The organism is Streptomyces sp. NPDC006544, assembly GCF_040611715.1.
Taxonomy (GTDB): domain Bacteria; phylum Actinomycetota; class Actinomycetes; order Streptomycetales; family Streptomycetaceae; genus Streptomyces.
In genome coordinates, this window is the sequence record NZ_JBEXOV010000073.1 from 1 (window position 1) to 14,477 (window position 14,477).

The 14,477-nt window shown below is 69.8% G+C and carries 19 protein-coding genes; 6 read left to right on the forward strand and 13 right to left on the reverse strand.

Annotated elements, in window-relative coordinates; translation table 11 throughout:
• Window positions 1-119 precede the first annotated feature (119 nt).
• Both ABZY44_RS27520 and ABZY44_RS27525 read right to left on the reverse strand, forming a co-directional pair.
• Window positions 120-323 carry a DUF397 domain-containing protein gene (locus ABZY44_RS27520; protein WP_356658336.1) on the reverse strand — a complete coding sequence of 68 codons (204 nt, stop codon included), beginning with the start codon at window positions 321-323 and terminating at the stop codon, window positions 120-122.
• Window positions 320-1,147: a helix-turn-helix transcriptional regulator gene (locus ABZY44_RS27525; RefSeq protein WP_356658338.1), complete on the reverse strand. Its 828-nt coding sequence runs from the start codon at window positions 1,145-1,147 to the stop codon at window positions 320-322. Before ABZY44_RS27525 ends, ABZY44_RS27520 begins: the two co-directional genes overlap by 4 nt.
• A 340-nt stretch (window positions 1,148-1,487) precedes the next feature.
• Between ABZY44_RS27525 and ABZY44_RS27530 the strand changes: the two genes are divergently transcribed.
• The 6 genes from ABZY44_RS27530 (at window position 1,488) to ABZY44_RS27555 (ending at window position 3,511) form a co-directional block, all read left to right on the forward strand.
• The gene (locus ABZY44_RS27530) at window positions 1,488-1,694 is read left to right on the forward strand and encodes a hypothetical protein (protein ID WP_356658340.1); all 207 of its coding nucleotides are present in this window, start codon (window positions 1,488-1,490) and stop codon (window positions 1,692-1,694) included.
• Window positions 1,691-1,936, forward strand: coding sequence for a hypothetical protein (locus ABZY44_RS27535; protein ID WP_356658342.1), 246 nt, complete (start codon window positions 1,691-1,693; stop codon window positions 1,934-1,936). Before ABZY44_RS27530 ends, ABZY44_RS27535 begins: the two co-directional genes overlap by 4 nt.
• The gene (locus ABZY44_RS27540) at window positions 1,933-2,217 is read left to right on the forward strand and encodes a hypothetical protein (RefSeq protein ID WP_356658344.1); all 285 of its coding nucleotides are present in this window, start codon (window positions 1,933-1,935) and stop codon (window positions 2,215-2,217) included. Before ABZY44_RS27535 ends, ABZY44_RS27540 begins: the two co-directional genes overlap by 4 nt.
• A gap of 140 nt (window positions 2,218-2,357) precedes the next feature.
• Complete coding sequence (locus ABZY44_RS27545; protein WP_356658346.1) at window positions 2,358-2,498, forward strand: hypothetical protein; 141 nt, start codon at window positions 2,358-2,360, stop codon at window positions 2,496-2,498.
• Window positions 2,499-2,876: 378 nt separating this feature from the next.
• Entirely contained in the window at window positions 2,877-3,008 is a 132-nt protein-coding gene (locus tag ABZY44_RS27550; protein WP_356658348.1) for a hypothetical protein, read from the forward strand.
• Between the two features lie 185 nt (window positions 3,009-3,193).
• The gene (locus ABZY44_RS27555; RefSeq protein WP_356658350.1) at window positions 3,194-3,511 is read left to right on the forward strand and encodes a hypothetical protein; all 318 of its coding nucleotides are present in this window, start codon (window positions 3,194-3,196) and stop codon (window positions 3,509-3,511) included.
• Window positions 3,512-3,571: 60 nt separating this feature from the next.
• Here the strand turns inward: ABZY44_RS27555 and ABZY44_RS27560 are convergent, their stop codons facing one another.
• The 11 genes from ABZY44_RS27560 to ABZY44_RS27610 form a co-directional block, all read right to left on the reverse strand.
• Window positions 3,572-3,835, reverse strand: coding sequence for a hypothetical protein (locus ABZY44_RS27560; RefSeq protein ID WP_356658352.1), 264 nt, complete (start codon window positions 3,833-3,835; stop codon window positions 3,572-3,574).
• Complete coding sequence (locus tag ABZY44_RS27565; RefSeq protein ID WP_356658354.1) at window positions 3,832-4,059, reverse strand: hypothetical protein; 228 nt, start codon at window positions 4,057-4,059, stop codon at window positions 3,832-3,834. Before ABZY44_RS27565 ends, ABZY44_RS27560 begins: the two co-directional genes overlap by 4 nt.
• 28 nt (window positions 4,060-4,087) lie before the next feature.
• Complete coding sequence (locus ABZY44_RS27570) at window positions 4,088-5,035, reverse strand: N-acetylmuramoyl-L-alanine amidase (protein ID WP_356658356.1); 948 nt, start codon at window positions 5,033-5,035, stop codon at window positions 4,088-4,090.
• A gap of 94 nt (window positions 5,036-5,129) precedes the next feature.
• Window positions 5,130-7,244: a hypothetical protein gene (locus ABZY44_RS27575; RefSeq protein WP_356658358.1), complete on the reverse strand. Its 2,115-nt coding sequence runs from the start codon at window positions 7,242-7,244 to the stop codon at window positions 5,130-5,132.
• A gap of 29 nt (window positions 7,245-7,273) precedes the next feature.
• Window positions 7,274-7,990, reverse strand: coding sequence for a hypothetical protein (locus tag ABZY44_RS27580; RefSeq protein WP_356658360.1), 717 nt, complete (start codon window positions 7,988-7,990; stop codon window positions 7,274-7,276).
• Window positions 7,990-9,084 (reverse strand): hypothetical protein, encoded by a 1,095-nt coding sequence (locus ABZY44_RS27585; protein WP_356658362.1) that lies wholly within the window; start codon window positions 9,082-9,084, stop codon window positions 7,990-7,992. The genes ABZY44_RS27580 and ABZY44_RS27585 overlap by 1 nt, the downstream gene beginning before the upstream one ends.
• Before the next feature lie 15 nt (window positions 9,085-9,099).
• Window positions 9,100-10,095 (reverse strand): hypothetical protein, encoded by a 996-nt coding sequence (locus ABZY44_RS27590; RefSeq protein WP_356658364.1) that lies wholly within the window; start codon window positions 10,093-10,095, stop codon window positions 9,100-9,102.
• Between the two features lie 12 nt (window positions 10,096-10,107).
• On the reverse strand, window positions 10,108-10,986 hold the full coding sequence (locus ABZY44_RS27595) for a hypothetical protein (RefSeq protein WP_356658366.1): 879 nt from the start codon (window positions 10,984-10,986) through the stop codon (window positions 10,108-10,110).
• 2 nt (window positions 10,987-10,988) lie between these two features.
• On the reverse strand, window positions 10,989-13,307 hold the full coding sequence (locus tag ABZY44_RS27600) for a hypothetical protein (RefSeq protein WP_356658368.1): 2,319 nt from the start codon (window positions 13,305-13,307) through the stop codon (window positions 10,989-10,991).
• A 243-nt stretch (window positions 13,308-13,550) separates the two neighbouring features.
• Window positions 13,551-14,024, reverse strand: a complete 474-nt coding sequence (locus ABZY44_RS27605; protein ID WP_356658370.1) for a hypothetical protein — start codon at window positions 14,022-14,024, stop codon at window positions 13,551-13,553.
• Complete coding sequence (locus ABZY44_RS27610) at window positions 14,021-14,470, reverse strand: hypothetical protein (protein WP_356658372.1); 450 nt, start codon at window positions 14,468-14,470, stop codon at window positions 14,021-14,023. The genes ABZY44_RS27605 and ABZY44_RS27610 overlap by 4 nt, the downstream gene beginning before the upstream one ends.
• Between the last annotated feature and the right edge of the window lie 7 nt (window positions 14,471-14,477).

Here is a 14,477-nt window from a genome sequence, read left to right on the forward strand (position 1 = left end):
ATGTGCAACACCACGTCCAAAACACTCGTGGCCTGACCTGCGGAAACGCGAAGCACTGCGGCAGCAAGCGGCCCCGACACCTGAGAAGGTGCCGGGGCCGTCGCATGCGCGGGCGGGTTCTACTGCACCGCCAGGGCAACCAGGCTGGCCCACGCGGACGGGGTCACCGTTAGCACCGGTCCGCCCTTGACCTTGCTGTCCCGCACGGGGACGACACCGTGAGTCGCGACGTACTCGGGGGCCCACTCGACGCACTCGCCGCCGTTGTTGCCGCTGTACGTCGACGCTCGCCAAGCCTGCTCGGGGATGCCAGCACGGTTCATGAGTAGTTGTCCTTCAATGTGGAGTCGATCAGGTCGGCCGACTCATCAGGCGGCAATGCCATGGCCGTAAGCAGATCATAGGCTTCCCGCGCCTTTTCCAAGTCGTCTGGCTCGGCGAGGAGATAGCCCCGGGGGAACCCGTCAACGTGCACCACGTCGGTGCCTTCGTTGAAGGAGAGCACACCGAAGGGGCTGTGGTAGCCGTGATGCCTCCCCTTGTCCTCGATGATCTGCACGCGGTGCGCCGGGTCTGCGGCCAGTTCATGCAGGCGCGAGAGCTGCGCGCGCATGACGTCCGGGCCGCCGACTGTATGGGTCAGCACGGCTTGGTTCAGGACCAGCCACAACCGCGCCGGCTGCTCACGGGTCAGGACGCGCTGTCGCTCTATGCGAGCGGCGACCAGGTCTTCGAGATTCGTCGGGCGACCGGTGCGCAGCACCGCGCGGGCGTAGGCGGTCGTCTGCACCAGGCCCGGGAGGAGTTGGCAATTGAACATGCGCACCACGGACGCCGTTTCCTCCAGCTCGACGTACCGGCGGAACCAGGGCGGGAAGGCGTAGCGCAGGGCCAGGGGCCACAGACGCACGAACCGCCCATTGGAGTGAGGGAACAGGCGGTCGCAGGCTTCCGCGAACTCACGCGGCGGTACACGGTCGCCGCTCTCAATCTTGGCCACGAGCGAGTAACCGCAGGTCGCCGCCTTCGCCAGTTCCTTGCGCGAGATGCCCAGCCGCTCCCGCTCTAACCGGACCTCACGGCCGAAGTGCACCAGCGGAGACGCGGTTGGGTCGTCTGGGTCGGTCTCTTCGGTCTCCACGCTCATTCGAACAACTCCCCGAAATTCGTTGGACAGTTGGCCCTGTCCAGGCTGCCCCCCTTTTGAGAGTACGCGCGCAGGGCGACGCTTGTAGCACAGAAAGTCATGAAGGCTTCGGGTGACCGAAAGGGCGTGACGACCATGGCGGACCAGCTCCCGAAGCGGGTGCGACGCGTGAGCGACGTGGACGCCGCCATAGCCCGGAGGGACTTCCACCGGCTCGGCCGTGACGACTCCCCGATGCCCGCATGGGTGCCGGCTGATGTCGCGCCGATCCGGACGACCACACGCGCAACCCCCGAGATCCTGCGAGCCCTCACGGCCGGGCTGGAAAGGCGGTTGAACGATGAGCAGTAGTAAGGCCAGCTCGCCCCCCGCGCTGCACTCCAACCTTGAGCCCGTGCCGGTGTCGGGGTGCCTGATCTGCGGGGCCGCCGCGCGGCACCGCGAAGCGATCCGCCCGCTGGGCAACACGGTGGGCGTCCACAACATGAACGGCATCATCCGCCAGCACCCGCACCGGGTGACCGACGGTGAAGGAGTGGCGGCGTGAGCGCGGCCGAGGCGGCTGGCGGCGCCGGTTGGGTGCCGTTCATCGGTGACCTGGTCAAGGTCAAGTCCACGGGGAAGCTGGGCAGGCTCATGGGCCGCGACTGGGGCCTGTGCCAGGTCCGGCCTGTCGAGGGCGGTGTCGAGTGGGACGTCGAGCCGGGCGACCTGGTGAAGCCGACCGACGAGGAGCGCGTCACCTCCGGTGTCCGGCGGGCCAACGCGCTCAGCAGGGGGGAGCTGTGAGACCGGAAGAGGTGTTTCGGTTCACGGCGGAGGAGCGCGCCGAGCTGGAAGCGGGATGGGTCGACATGCTCGCCGACCAGGAAGCCGCGGTGGTGTCGGCCGCCATACAGGACGCTGCGCCGGAGCTGGTGAGGCGTGCCGTACGGGAGTCGCGCCGGCGGCGGAGTCGGGCGCGGAGGGCGTACGACTTCGCGGCCCGGTTCACGGGACCGCTCACCGTGTTCATGGTCGCGGCGAGCGTTGGCCTATTCCTGGGGGCGACGGCGGTGATGCAGCGGTGAGGCAGCTTCTCCCCCCTGGGCGGGTGTGCGGGTCCATGGCGTGGCTCAAGCCGCATCAGGTGGAGTGGGCCCGGCGATGCCACCCGCCGACGGCGCCGTACCAGGGACTCATTCCGGCCGTGGTCCTGTGCCGGAAGCCCGTGCATGCACGGGACGTCTTCCATGTCGCTCACGTCCGGGTCGTTCCGCACGTCAAGGGTGGCGGTCACATCCTGCTCGCCTGGCGGAAGCGGGACGTCCTGATCTTCCACGACTCCCGCCTCGCCGAGCTGCGGGTCTAAAGCTCCGCCCCCTGTCCGCTATCCGGTCCCCACATCCCTTATGGCCGCGAGATACGCAGGGGGCGGGTTGGAACGCTCCGGCTGTCCCTTTCCCCACCACCCCAGCCGGAGCAACAGGGGCGCCAGTAGTAGGCACTGGCCCCACTGCGGCCCCGCCCGTTCCCTCTCCCACGGGCGGGGCCCTACCCCCAAAACTCCGTCCCTGCCGGACGGACCCGAGATCGAGGCTCCCCCGCCACGTATCGGAATCCCGGTAGGGACGGTGCCAACCCCCACCCCGTCCGGCATGTACGGCAATGGGAGCCGGACGGGGTGGGTCAGCAAGTGCACGACGGTACGGGGGCAGTCTCCGTACCGGGGATCTTGAGGAGGCACACAGTGACGCTCAAGGAAGCACTCAAGCGCATGGCCACGGTGAGCGGCGGCGGCGACGGCGGCGACGACAGCGACGGCAAGGGCGGCAACGACAACGGCGGCTGCGGCGACGGCCAGGGGTGCGGGCGCAAGTAGCCCACGGGCGATAAGCTCCGCGCACCAGTGAACAAGGGGCGGCCCTCCACCTGGGGGGGCCGCCCTCAATTGGAGGTAGCCCCATGGGAGTTCATCACCACGGCTACGCGTGGTTAGGGTCAGGGAGCGACTACGGCACCGACTCACAGCGCCGGCCGACGAACCCCGGGTTTGCAAGTCTGTCGGTGGCTCCCATCGAGCCTGCGAACTGGCTGCTCAAGAGCCCCCAGTTCATCAAGGGCACCTTTGAAGACGTAGAGGCCGCGGTCGACTGGTTCCACGGACAGATCAAGGTGTACGCCGAGCGGTTCGACGGCGACCACGCGGCCGACCCCGAGACGATCCGGCTCCAGCTGGAAGGCGCCCGGGAGTCGATTACACACGAGCGGGACGTCGTCGGAGGATGGTGGATCAACGGCGGGTCCACCTTCTACGCGGTGCACCTGGTGGCCTGCCCGAACTTCTTCCGACCTGACTACGCGTGCCCAAAGCCCCCGCGCTGATCAGGAACGCAAAGAGCGCCCCCCGTACGGCCCTGAGCGGCCGTACGGGGGGCGTTGTTGTTACCGGGCGGTCCCGGCCTGCCAGAGGGCGAGCAGGACGCCCACGACGGCGACCAGGGCCGCGAGGGACGGAAGGGGCCAGCGGCCCCGTTCGAGGAGGTCTAGCCTGCGCTCGTGGTCCGCGACTTGTTTGTCGGTCTGGTCGCTGCGCTGGACGAGCAGGGCGAGGGATCCGTCGATGCGGGTCATGCCGACCTCGACGACCGCGCGCAGCCGCTCCAGTTCGAGGGCGACGCCCGTGTCGTCCGGGGCCGGCGGGGTCACTCCGCGGCCTCGTCGACGAGGCCCAGGCCGACGCGGTCGAGCAGGGCCTCGACGGCCGGGAGCTGCATCACGCGGGCGAGGCCGCCCGCGACGGCGAGTGCACCGGCCACGTACGGCAGCGCGTCGGGGATGCCGGCCGCCGCGACGATGGCGGGCAGGGCGAGGGCGAACGCAAGGCCGGTCTGTAGGGCCGTGCGGATGCTGCGCTTGTTGGCGGGGGTCATGGCGGGGGTCCTGTTCGGGTGTTGGGTGTTACGCGGCGGCGGTGAAGCCGTGGCGCCGGGCGAGGGTGTCGAGGGAGGAGCGGCCGGGGATGCCGTCGGCGGCGGCGCCGGAGTAGCCGCAACGTCGCTGCCATCGGGCGTAGGCGTCGCGGGTGGCGGTGCCGAAGTGCCCGTCGACCAGGTCGCGGGCGAGCAGGCCCTCGGCGGCGAGGGCGTCCTCGACGATCCGGGTGCCCGGGTAGCTGACCGGGGTACCGGCGCGGGGCGGGTCCTGGCGGGCGGCGGTGATGAGCTTGGCCAGGGACACGGCGGCGGGGGCCGGGTCCGGGGTGGGCTTGGCGGGGGCCGGCTGGTCGTCGTCGAGGAGCTGGGCGACGCGCGCGCGGATCTTGTCCATGGTGAGCGCGGGGCCGTTTGCGGTGCCGATCGGACCCTTGGGGTCGATCTTGCCGGGCTGCCATTCCGAGTGGCCGATCACGGACTCAGCGCCCCATCCGTGGGCGCGGCAGATACCGGCGGCGGTGCGGGCGATGGCCTCGACCTGGGCTTCGGGCCACGGGTCGTCGCCGTCGCCCAGGTTGATGCACTCGAAGCCGTAGAAGGCGCGGTTTCCGTCGGTGGTTGCCTCGTTGTCGGAGGGGAGCGGGGAGCGCTCGGCGATGACTGCGGCGAGTACGTCGGGGTCGCCGGATCCCGCGTGGTTGGTGCGGCCGTAGCCGATCAGGTGGACGCGTCCGGCCCTGTCTATGACGCCGTGGCAGAGCGGGCCGGGGAGGTCGGTGTAGCCGGTGCGGCACAGCTCTACGGAGTAGTCGGTTCCCTTGGTGACGGTGTGGTGGATCATCACGCCGTGCAGCTGGTCGAACGGGCCCTTGTGGTTGCGGTTGTGGGTGCGCCACGCGCCGACCTCGACGACGTCGACGCCCTCGCCTGCAATGGCGTTGCGGAAGGTGTCTGCGGGCAGGGGGTTTGCCATGTGGGGTGTCCTCCGGACATGAAAAAAGCCCTCGGCGCGGTGCCGGGGCGTACGGGGAATCGGGGGAGTCACCTACGAGAACTAGTAGGTGGGGTCAGAGCATTGCGAGCGCCATGATTGCGGGGTCGAGTCCGACCTCGCCGGTCGCCTGACTTACGGTGGCGGGTAGCGAGGACTGGCCGCTAGGGATGCACCAATGGCGCTGGAAATGCGGGGCGAGCGAGAAATTGCCGGGGTTCGCGGGTGCTTCATTTTGAATGTGGAAATAGTAGAAATCGGTGGCTGAACCGGCAGACAGCAGGAATGCGGCCCAATAGCGTCCGGGGGTGAGTGTGACCGGGGCGGACAAGCCAATGGGGACGGGGCCCACGTGGTTACTCGTTGCGGCAGGCGCCATTCCTGTGCCCTGCCCTGCCATTGGCACGGACGATACGAGGCCGGATGTTGCCACCCTCGTACCCGCTTCGTCGTAAATCCCAACGTAGAAACGGGCGGCAGGCACAGCGGCAGAACCGGCCCAGCCGCGGGAGTGAATCACCACCGTGTTTACCTGGGTGGGCTGCGTAATGTTCATGCCGGAGAAATAGATACGACCGACCGTTGCGGCCTTCGCGGGAGTGGTTGGGTTGGCCACGGTGGCCGGGTCGACTGACCAGGCTTGATAGCCGAGTGCCTGCGGTGTCCAGACGTTCCGGGCGCCCTCGCTGACCGTGAAATAGCGTCCGCTCTGCTCCTGCAAAACGAGCTGACCGGCATTGGCGTACAGGTGTACGCCCGAAGTGTTAGCGGCGGTCGGGCCCGTCCCATTGTCAATGGCCAGCACCCCGTTTACGGCGCTCCCGATAGCCGTTGCGGACGAGCCGCCTATTCGCGCATTCTTGGCGAGGTATAGGTTTCCCTGCCCCATAAACGCGCTGCCGGTCTTGCGGACCGACAGGACGTCTACGCCCACGTCGTTCTGTACCTTGAGCGGGTCGGTTCCCGTCGCGTCCGATTTGAGGACGCTCGGGCCGTTGACGGTGAGCTTGGCATTAGCGGCCGGGGTGGTGGTGCCCAGGGCTATCGCCCCCGTGCCGCGGTCGCCGAAAAAGAGGGTCGATTTGAATGAGCCGTCGTCATTGCGAGACGAGATGCGGAGGTTGGATCCTGCTCCGGCAGATTCGGCGGTGTCGTCTTTCTGGAATGTCCAGCGCTTCACACCGCCCACGTCAAAGCTGAACTGACGGTAGGCACCCGCAGCACCGTTGAAAGCGACGTCGCCGGTGAACGTTCCACCCGCGACGGGCACGGCGTTGACGTCACCCGCCGCGAGGGTCACGTTTCCGGCGCCGTTCGGTGCAACTCCGTTGACGGCCGTGACCGTGCCGGAGCCGGTGCCGGGTACACCCTGGATCCCCTGGGGGCCCTGCGGTCCGGCGGGACCGGTGGCCCCGGTGTCGCCCTTGGGGCCCTGCGGCCCGGGAACGGTGCTGGCGGCCCCGGTGTCGCCCTTGACTCCCTGGATCCCCTGCGGGCCCTGGGGACCCTGCGGTCCCTTGAGGTTGCCTACGGCGGTACCCCATGAGGTAGCGCCCTTCTGCCACATGTCGCCGGTGTCGGTCCGGATGAGCAGGTCACCTTGCTTGGCGTCGGCGCTCGGCGTGCTGGTGGTGTTCAGGTAGATCTGAGACCCGCGGATGTCGCCCCCGGCGCGGGTCCACGTTCCGCCGGCCTTGGTCCACTGCGTGACCGTGGTGTGCGTGATCCCTTGCAGGGTGCGGGTGTCGTACTGGATGTAGAAGTCGCCGTTAAGGCCCGTCGCGGCGGTCGGCGCGGTGGTCCCGGTGAGTATCTGGCTGCCCGCGATCGGCACGTAGTTGGGGGTGGTGGGGTCGGACGCCACGATGTCGGCGAGGTCGACCTCGCCGAGGGCCTGGGGCAGGAGCACGCTGTACGAGCGGTTTACGGGCACGCCTGCCAGCTGCTCGGAGACGACGTAGGCCCAGCCGGTAGGGGACATGCCGGGGCTGTCGGTGGCCGGTAGCACGACCTCGAAACGACCGTTCGCGTCGAGCGGCGCGGTGACGGGGCCCCCGAGGAACACGTCGCTGTCAGGGATGGTCAGCAGGCTGGGCGCACGCCACACGACCTGACCGGTGAGGGGGGTTCCGTCGGGGGCGAGGTAGCGGCCGTGGGCGCGGACGGTGGGTATGGACTCGGGCAGTGCCATCGGTGGGCCGGCCCTCCTTTCGGGTAGGGCTAGCCGACGCAGTGCACGCGGCAGAACGTCGCCCAAACCGCTTCGGCAGCGCCGGTGCGGCGGGCCTGGAGCTGAACGGCGACCAGGGCGCCGAACTCAAAGTTCGGGATGGCGTACGTGTCGTCGAAGCCGCCGTCGCTCTTGGCGATCTCCTGGTCGTTGATGACCAGCCGGAGTTCACCGCCGCTGCCGACGGTGGCCTTCTGGGCGAAGATCCGCACCTTGCCGTGTTCGGTCTCGATGTGCGCCTCTTGCAGCGTCTCCCACGACCAGGACTCCGTTTTGGGCCAGCGGCCCGGCTGGATGTCGAACCATGCCTGCGCGCCGTGCGGCCGGTGCAAGCCGCCCTGCTCGATGTTCTCGGCGATGATCTCGTTGCCCTTGGCGTCGATGATCCTCATGACCTGCGGATTGGTCGCGTCCTGTCCGTTCCAGATGGACAGGGCGATGCTTCCGTCGCGGCGGCGGATGATCGTCCCGAACTCGCGGGCGGTCTCCCCGTTCTCGTCGGTGTAGAACGTGCCGAGGTGGCCCACCCGGAAGTGTTCGACACCGGTGGCGGCCTTGACCTTGAGCTGTCCGCCCTCGCCCACGACCACGTCACCGCTCAGCACCTGGTTGAGGGCTGGGCGGATCTGGGCCCGCCCGGCAAGTTGCTTGATCTGCCGTTCGAGAGCGGCGATGCGGTCGAGTACGTCCTGCGGGATGTGCGGCATTACGGGACCTCCAGGTACAGGCGGGCGGTTTCGGGGCGCCCGCGCTCGGGCGGGTTGATGGACATGCCGACCACGCGAAAGCGGGCGTCGAGGGCGGTGGGGTGCCACAGGTCGCGGATCCGGACGCGGACGGTCGCGCCGATCAGGGCGGGGGTGATGTCACCGCCGAGCAGGACCGTGATTTCCGGGATGGTGACCGGGTTCAGGGCGGCGCGGTGGTCGGCCTGGGCGTGCGCGTCGAGGGTGGCTTGACGCGAGACGGTCGAGTAGTCGCTGAACCCGTCCAGGCGCGGCCACCCCGTGTCGAGGTCGGCCGTTGAGACCAGCAGGGGCGAGGTGAGCGGGTAGGACTCGGCGGTCTGGTTGCGGTTGATGGACGCGCCCCGGGTCTGCCACGCGTTGGCCTTGCGGGTGGCGTCGGTGGGCCAGGTGTAGGAGAGAACCGGGCCGGGGTGGTCGAGGACGATATCGGCCGATCCGGTACGGATGATCGGAGAGCCGAACTGCATGCGCTTGATACGGCGGCCGTCGGCGTCGCGGTAGGACGCGATGCGCCACTCGAAGCCCTGGTCGATGGCGGCGAGATCGTCGATCAGCTCGCCGACACTGGGCAGGTCGTAGCGCAGGTAGGTGCGGTCCCGGATGACCCCGGACAGGGTCGTGTCGTAGGTGATACCGATGTCGCCGCCCGGCATGTCGGCCGCGTAGTCGACCAGCTGCCGGACGATGTCGAACTGGTCCATGTCGTCGGCGGTCTGCGTGTCGTACAGCAGGCGCCGGTACAGGTAGGACTCCCACCCGCCGGCCTGGATCTGTGCCCCGAGACGGCCGCGGGCGTCGCTGGCGAGGGACAGCGTCCAGACGATGCCGCCCCACCAGATGTCGCGCCCGCGCTCGACCCACACCCCGGTCCGGCCGGGGAGGATCGCCCGGCGGGCCCGCTCGGCGATGGCCGAGTTAGGGATCGGCACGGTGCCGGTCAACCGGCCCGTCTTGCCTATGAAGTCGTCCAGCGCGACGCCGTGTACGGGCAGGACGTCGATCAGCTCATCCGACCGGAGATCGGTGAAGAGCAGACGGTAGGGGGAGGTCACGGCACCCCCTACGGCTCACACAACGAAGCAGCCGGATATGCGGATGTCGCGCCCGCTCTGGATCGTTCCGGCGGCCGACCACGTGCGAAGCGTGATCAGACCAGCGGTGCTCATGTAGGCGGCGCCGTCGGCGAAACCATCCGAGGCGACCAACTCCATGTCGTACGCGGGGCGCCATCCGGCGGGCAGGGTGACGAGCGGGACGTCGACGACGTTGCCGCCCGCAGGCGAGGTGATCGTCGAACCGGTTCGGTTGACGACGACGCTGAACGACTGCACAACACCCGGGATGCGGCGGGCGTGCAGGGCGGTGAGCGAGAACCCGGTAGCCGGCACGGCCCCGGTGGTGGTGACCGTGGCGGACTCCACCGGCGGCCGGTAGGTCTGCCACGCTCCGGCCGTCGCGTTCCAGCGCTCCAGGCTGGTGCCGTTGTCGCGGTACTGCCCGTCGTAGGCGCCGCTGAAAACGAGCCCCGAGCCGCGCGGGATGATCCCGCCCGCTGCGGCCGTGTACCGGCGGCGGTCGACAAGCGCGCCGCCCCAGCCGATGCCGCCCGCGCCCGCGCTGGCGCCCGCCGGTACGGCGATGTCCCACAGGCGCAAACTCGCGGCCGGGAGCGTGGGCGCAACGGGGCTGGCGGCCGGGGTCCCCTGGGCGATCTCGATACGGGCCGCGACGGTCCCGCCGTCGAACAACGGGTCGTTGACCCGCAGTACGACAGAGTCGATGCGGGCGAACTGCGCGGCCCCGTCCGCGATGGTCAGGGTCACCGCGGAATCGTTGGCGACGGGGTAAGCGCCCTGCGCGTCGGTTCCCTGCACGATGGCGCGACCGGGGCCGATCTGTACGGCCATCGCGCCGGCCCCGGAAGCGGCGAAGGGATTGCCGCCCGCGAGGGCCCCGTCGCGTACGCGCATCTCCGTTTCGTGCATGACGAGATTGGTGGGGGCGAGGCGGGTGTCTTCCCGGGCCTGCCCGGTGGGCAAGAGCCATGCGGCGCGCACGGTCACGGGTTGTTCTCCTTACCAGTAGGCCGAGCGGTAGCGCACGGTCGCGGTTGCGGCGGGACCGCTTTCGGGGCCCGCGCGAAAGCTGAGATTCGTAAGGCCGGGGGCGAGCGTGAACGTCTGCTCCGGCACTGAGCGGCTGGTCACCGTGTAGAGGCGAGAGGCGGTCCCGTTGAGGACGACCGTTCCGGCCCGGGTGTCGACGGTGAGCACGTCGCCCGCCGCGAGCGGAATGTCGTATTCGAGCACGTCGCCGGTGTCGATGTTGGTCAGCGCTGGCACGGTAACCGGCCCGCGGAACTCGATGATCGGATGGGTGGGGGCGTCACCGACGTTGGCCGCGACCAGGGCGCCGCTACTGCCAGGCGTGCCGAAGTTCAGCGGCCAGACGAGAGGCCACGACAGGCCGGGTTCGGGGGTGGGCAGGGAGGCCGCGACGGTCCGCTCGATCGGCTCGTACCGCAGGGGGTCGGTCGCGGTGAACTGCACCGCGCCGCCCGTGATGGTGCCGAGCCGGTAGCCGATCCCGGCCGGGACGATCCGCCGGGTTGCCCGCGCGTAGGCGAGCAGGGGGCCCCGATCGTCGAGCCATGCCACGAGGGGGATCTCATCCGTGCGGGGGACGGTGCCCGCGTTCAGTGCGCCGACCACCGCGCCGATCCGCTCACGGGGGGCCCGGACGATCAGACCGTCAAGGCCGATCGTCCGGGCCTGCGCCAGCAGGGTGCCGGGGAACGCCCCGGGCGCGTCGGAGCGGGGTACCGACCCGTCGTCGAGGGCGGGCAGCTCCTCCCATCCCGAGATGGAGCGCCACCGGTACGGGGTGCCGGGGCCGAGCAGGAGATCGCCGTACTGCACCTGCCCGGGTTGGGTGATCCGATCGCCGGGAGCCATGGTCACCCCCGTGCCTTTGCGGCCCACGCCAGCGCGCGGGCGTTGTCGTCCGGCGTGCCGTTCTCAGCGGCGTGCCAGTGCTCGACGTGGACCATGGGCCCGCCGGCCCCGCCACCGGACGCGAAGGGGTTGCCGAACGCGCCCCCGCCCGCGCCCGCGAAGGCTGCGGCGAAGGCGGGTACGTCGGGCGGGGTGACGAGGTTGCGCATGGTGCGGTCGACCGCGCCGGCCCCGCCCTCGATGCCCTTGACCAGACCGGCGGGGATCCACCGGCCCACGTCCCGCGCCATCACCTTCGACGGTGAGGCGATGCCCAACGCTTTCGCGATGGGGCCCGGGATCAAGTTGCGGGCCCAGCTGGTCAAGGTGGACTTGAGCCAGGAGCCCATGCCCTCGATGCCGCGCCACAGGCCGCGCACGACGTCGCGGCCCTTGTCGACGAGCAGGCCGCCCAGGTCGCCGATCGCTCCCGCGATGCGGCCCGGCAGGCCACGCATCCACTCGACCGCTTCACCGGCCTTGCTGACGATGGAGTCGCGGAAGGCGCCCAGCGCCTCGACCGCGCGTTCCCGCATCCGCCCCGCGAAGGGAGCGAGCGCGGACGCTGCGCGGCCGGGCAGACCGGTGATCCAGTCGACAGCGGCGGAGATCCCGTTGCCGACCCACTCGCCGATCTTCGTAGCGATCTGGCCGATCAGCTCACCGGCCGCCTGTACGGCCCCCTTGGCGAGTCCCCACGCCTTGCCGAAGTCGCCTTGCAGCAGGGCGACGATCGCGCCGATGATCGGCACGACCACCTGTTCGATTACCGCAGCCAGGCCGTTGGCGAACACGGCCGCGAGCTTGCCGATCAGCTCGATCAGCGGAGTGATCAGCGGCATCAGGGCCGTGATCGCGCCGATCAGGAGTTGACCGATGACGGGCAGCAGCGGCGCCAGGGCCACCAGGATTTGCCCGAAGGCTGCGCCGACTGTCGCGAGCGACGGAGCCAGGGCGGTGATCAGGTCCGCCAGGATCGGCAGAATCGTTTCTGCGAGCTGGCCGAGGACCGCCGCGAACGGGGTTACCAGGCCCGGCAGTTGGTCGAGGATCGGGGTCAGTGCGCCCGCGAGGGCGTCGACCAGGATCCCCACCGTGGGGCCGAGCTGTACGAGGACGTCGCCGAGGGCCTGGAGCAGCGGCGTGATCGCGGGCAGGACCGACGCGACCAGCTTGCCGATGACCGGCAGGATCGGCGATACGGCGTCGATCAGGATGCCGAAGGCGTCTGCGGCTGCGGCCAGGATCGGGCCGAGCGCGTCGACGATCGGCGCGAGGCCCTGGCCCAGCGCCGTCATCAGGCGCGCGAGGGGCGGGCCCAGTGATGCCAGGGCGGGGGCGAGGCTGTCGAGCAGGGTCTCGACGAGCGGCGCAAGCGCCCCCATCAGGGCCGACAGGACCGGCCCGCCAGCCTGCGCCAGCGTGCCGATGAACCCGCCCAGCGCGGGCAGGATGATCGACAGGCCCTCGAACAGGCCCGTCAACCCTTCGGCGGCCCCAGCAGCGCCCGTGCTCAGCCCGTCGAACAGGCCGGACAGGCCATCGCCGAGCAGGCCGAAGCCGCCCGACAGGGCCTCGACGACCGGCTGTGCAGCCTGGACGACGTTGACCAGGCCGGGCAGCAGGTTTTCGACCAGCGACCCGATGCCGCCCACCAGGGGCTGCACCATCGGCGCGACCCCGGCGAACAGCTCGCCGAGCCGCGGGCCGATCGCCTTGACCGTGCCTTCGATCTGGCCGGCCGCCTCGACGAACGGCTTGACCAGCGGTTGCGCGGCCTTCTGGACGGTGGCCTTGGCCGACTCGGCCATGTCCGAGAAAGCGGACTTGACCTGCTCGTTCTCCTTGAGAACGGCCGCGCCCAGGCCGATGATCGCCAGCGGGACAGCGGCGATACCGCCCGCAGCGGCCAGGGCCGAACCGGCCAGCAGCTTCGTCGAGGTGGCGGCGGCGCCGAGCAGCGGACCGATACCGGCCAGGCCCCGGCCCGTGCCCTCCGCCTTGTCTCCGGCTTCGGCCAGTTGGCGCCCGGCTTCCTCCGCCTGGTGCCCGACGTCGGCGAGGGCCTGCTCGGATTCCTCCGCGCCCTCGCTGATGCCCTCGCTGAGCGCGGCGCCCATCTCGGCACCGGCCGCGATGAACCGGCCCCGGGTGTCGCGGAGCCTGCCGTTCGCGTCGCGCTGGAACCGTTCGAGCGCGGCCTCGGCCCCGTCGACGCCGCGCTGTGCCCCGGAGTCGTCCAGGTCGATAAAACCTGTCAGCTCTCCGATTGTGAGGGCCATGGTGCACCCCCTATTTAGTTATGTATTGAGTTGTGGTGCGACCGGCCTAGCGGCCGGTAAGCCGGGCGATTTCGTCCGGGTCATTCACGACGCGCGGCGTATTGCGCCACGCATGTGCGAAACGGGATTCCGAGGGAAGTCCCGCGAGGAGAACCAGGAATCGGCGCGTGGACATCCGCGCCAACTCGTCGGGGGTGGTGCCGTATTCGCGGGCGAGGTCAGCCTCGACCGCGCCCCAGTGCGTCAGGACCGCTTGCCAGAATTCCGCGGCTTCCCCTTGCCCTGGCCCTTGGGGCGGGGCCGGTTCGGGGCCTTCCGCGGGGCCGCTTTTCCCGTGGCCTTCATGGCCTCGCGCTCGTCGTACAGCTGGGCGGCGCGCTCCATGGACACGGTGCCGGCCTCTGCGCTCTGGGCGGTCGCCCACAGCAGGACGATGCCGAGCCGTCGATCGTCCATCCCGCATTCGGTCCAGTGGTCGACCGCGTCCGGGCCGAACAGGGAGCCGAGCAGCCGGCGGATGTCCTCCGGCCTCGCGGAGTGCTGGACGCGCTGGAGCTGGAGTGTGAACAGGGTGGGCAGGGAGGCAGGGAGGACGTACGTGCGCCCGTACAGGCGCAGCGGGGTGCCCTGCTTGGGGGCGGGTTCGGCGTGCTCCTGGAAGAACGCGTCGAAGTCGGCGACCTCGGCCCACATGGCGGGCTCAAGGGGATCGGTCACGGGGCCACCGCCGTTGTGGTCGGCGCGCCGCACCGGGTGAACGTCGCAGACCATGAGGTCTTCGCGTTGGTTTCGCCGCCGCGCTCGCCGGGGGTCACGGTGCACTCCCACACGGTCCATTCGTTCTGCGAGAGGTGGCGGTAGCGCATGCGGCCCCGGGACTCCTCGCCGAACTTGTAGGCCCACGTCTTGTCGATGTAGTCCTGTCCGGGGTCGCGGGTCCCGGACGTTGCGGCGTACTGGCCGCTTACCTCGATCGTCGATCCGCGCTGCATTACGTCCTGCTCGTAATAGCCGTCCGAATCGAAGTCGGTCGTGTCGACCGTCTCTTCGTTTTCGCCTGGATTCTCGGACCAGGAGAGGAGATTGGCGAGGCGGATAAAGGTGTTGGGCGTGGCGCCCTCGACCTGAAATTCCCAGCCTCGCGCGTCAATGGGCCGTCCCATGAGGGGG

What these genes read in the sequence shown, in the direction of transcription:
- ABZY44_RS27520 (WP_356658336.1), bottom strand. Translation starts at nt 323, where the DNA reads ATGAACCGTGCTGGCATCCCCGAGCAGGCTTGGCGAGCGTCGACGTAC.
- ABZY44_RS27525 (WP_356658338.1), bottom strand. Translation starts at nt 1,147, where the DNA reads ATGAGCGTGGAGACCGAAGAGACCGACCCAGACGACCCAACCGCGTCT.
- ABZY44_RS27530 (WP_356658340.1), top strand. Translation starts at nt 1,488, where the DNA reads ATGAGCAGTAGTAAGGCCAGCTCGCCCCCCGCGCTGCACTCCAACCTT.
- ABZY44_RS27565 (WP_356658354.1), bottom strand. Translation starts at nt 4,059, where the DNA reads ATGACCCCCGCCAACAAGCGCAGCATCCGCACGGCCCTACAGACCGGC.
- ABZY44_RS27570 (WP_356658356.1), bottom strand. Translation starts at nt 5,035, where the DNA reads ATGGCAAACCCCCTGCCCGCAGACACCTTCCGCAACGCCATTGCAGGC.
- ABZY44_RS27575 (WP_356658358.1), bottom strand. Translation starts at nt 7,244, where the DNA reads ATGGCACTGCCCGAGTCCATACCCACCGTCCGCGCCCACGGCCGCTAC.
- ABZY44_RS27580 (WP_356658360.1), bottom strand. Translation starts at nt 7,990, where the DNA reads ATGCCGCACATCCCGCAGGACGTACTCGACCGCATCGCCGCTCTCGAA.
- ABZY44_RS27595 (WP_356658366.1), bottom strand. Translation starts at nt 10,986, where the DNA reads ATGGCTCCCGGCGATCGGATCACCCAACCCGGGCAGGTGCAGTACGGC.
- ABZY44_RS27600 (WP_356658368.1), bottom strand. Translation starts at nt 13,307, where the DNA reads ATGGCCCTCACAATCGGAGAGCTGACAGGTTTTATCGACCTGGACGAC.
- ABZY44_RS27610 (WP_356658372.1), bottom strand. Translation starts at nt 14,470, where the DNA reads ATGGGACGGCCCATTGACGCGCGAGGCTGGGAATTTCAGGTCGAGGGC.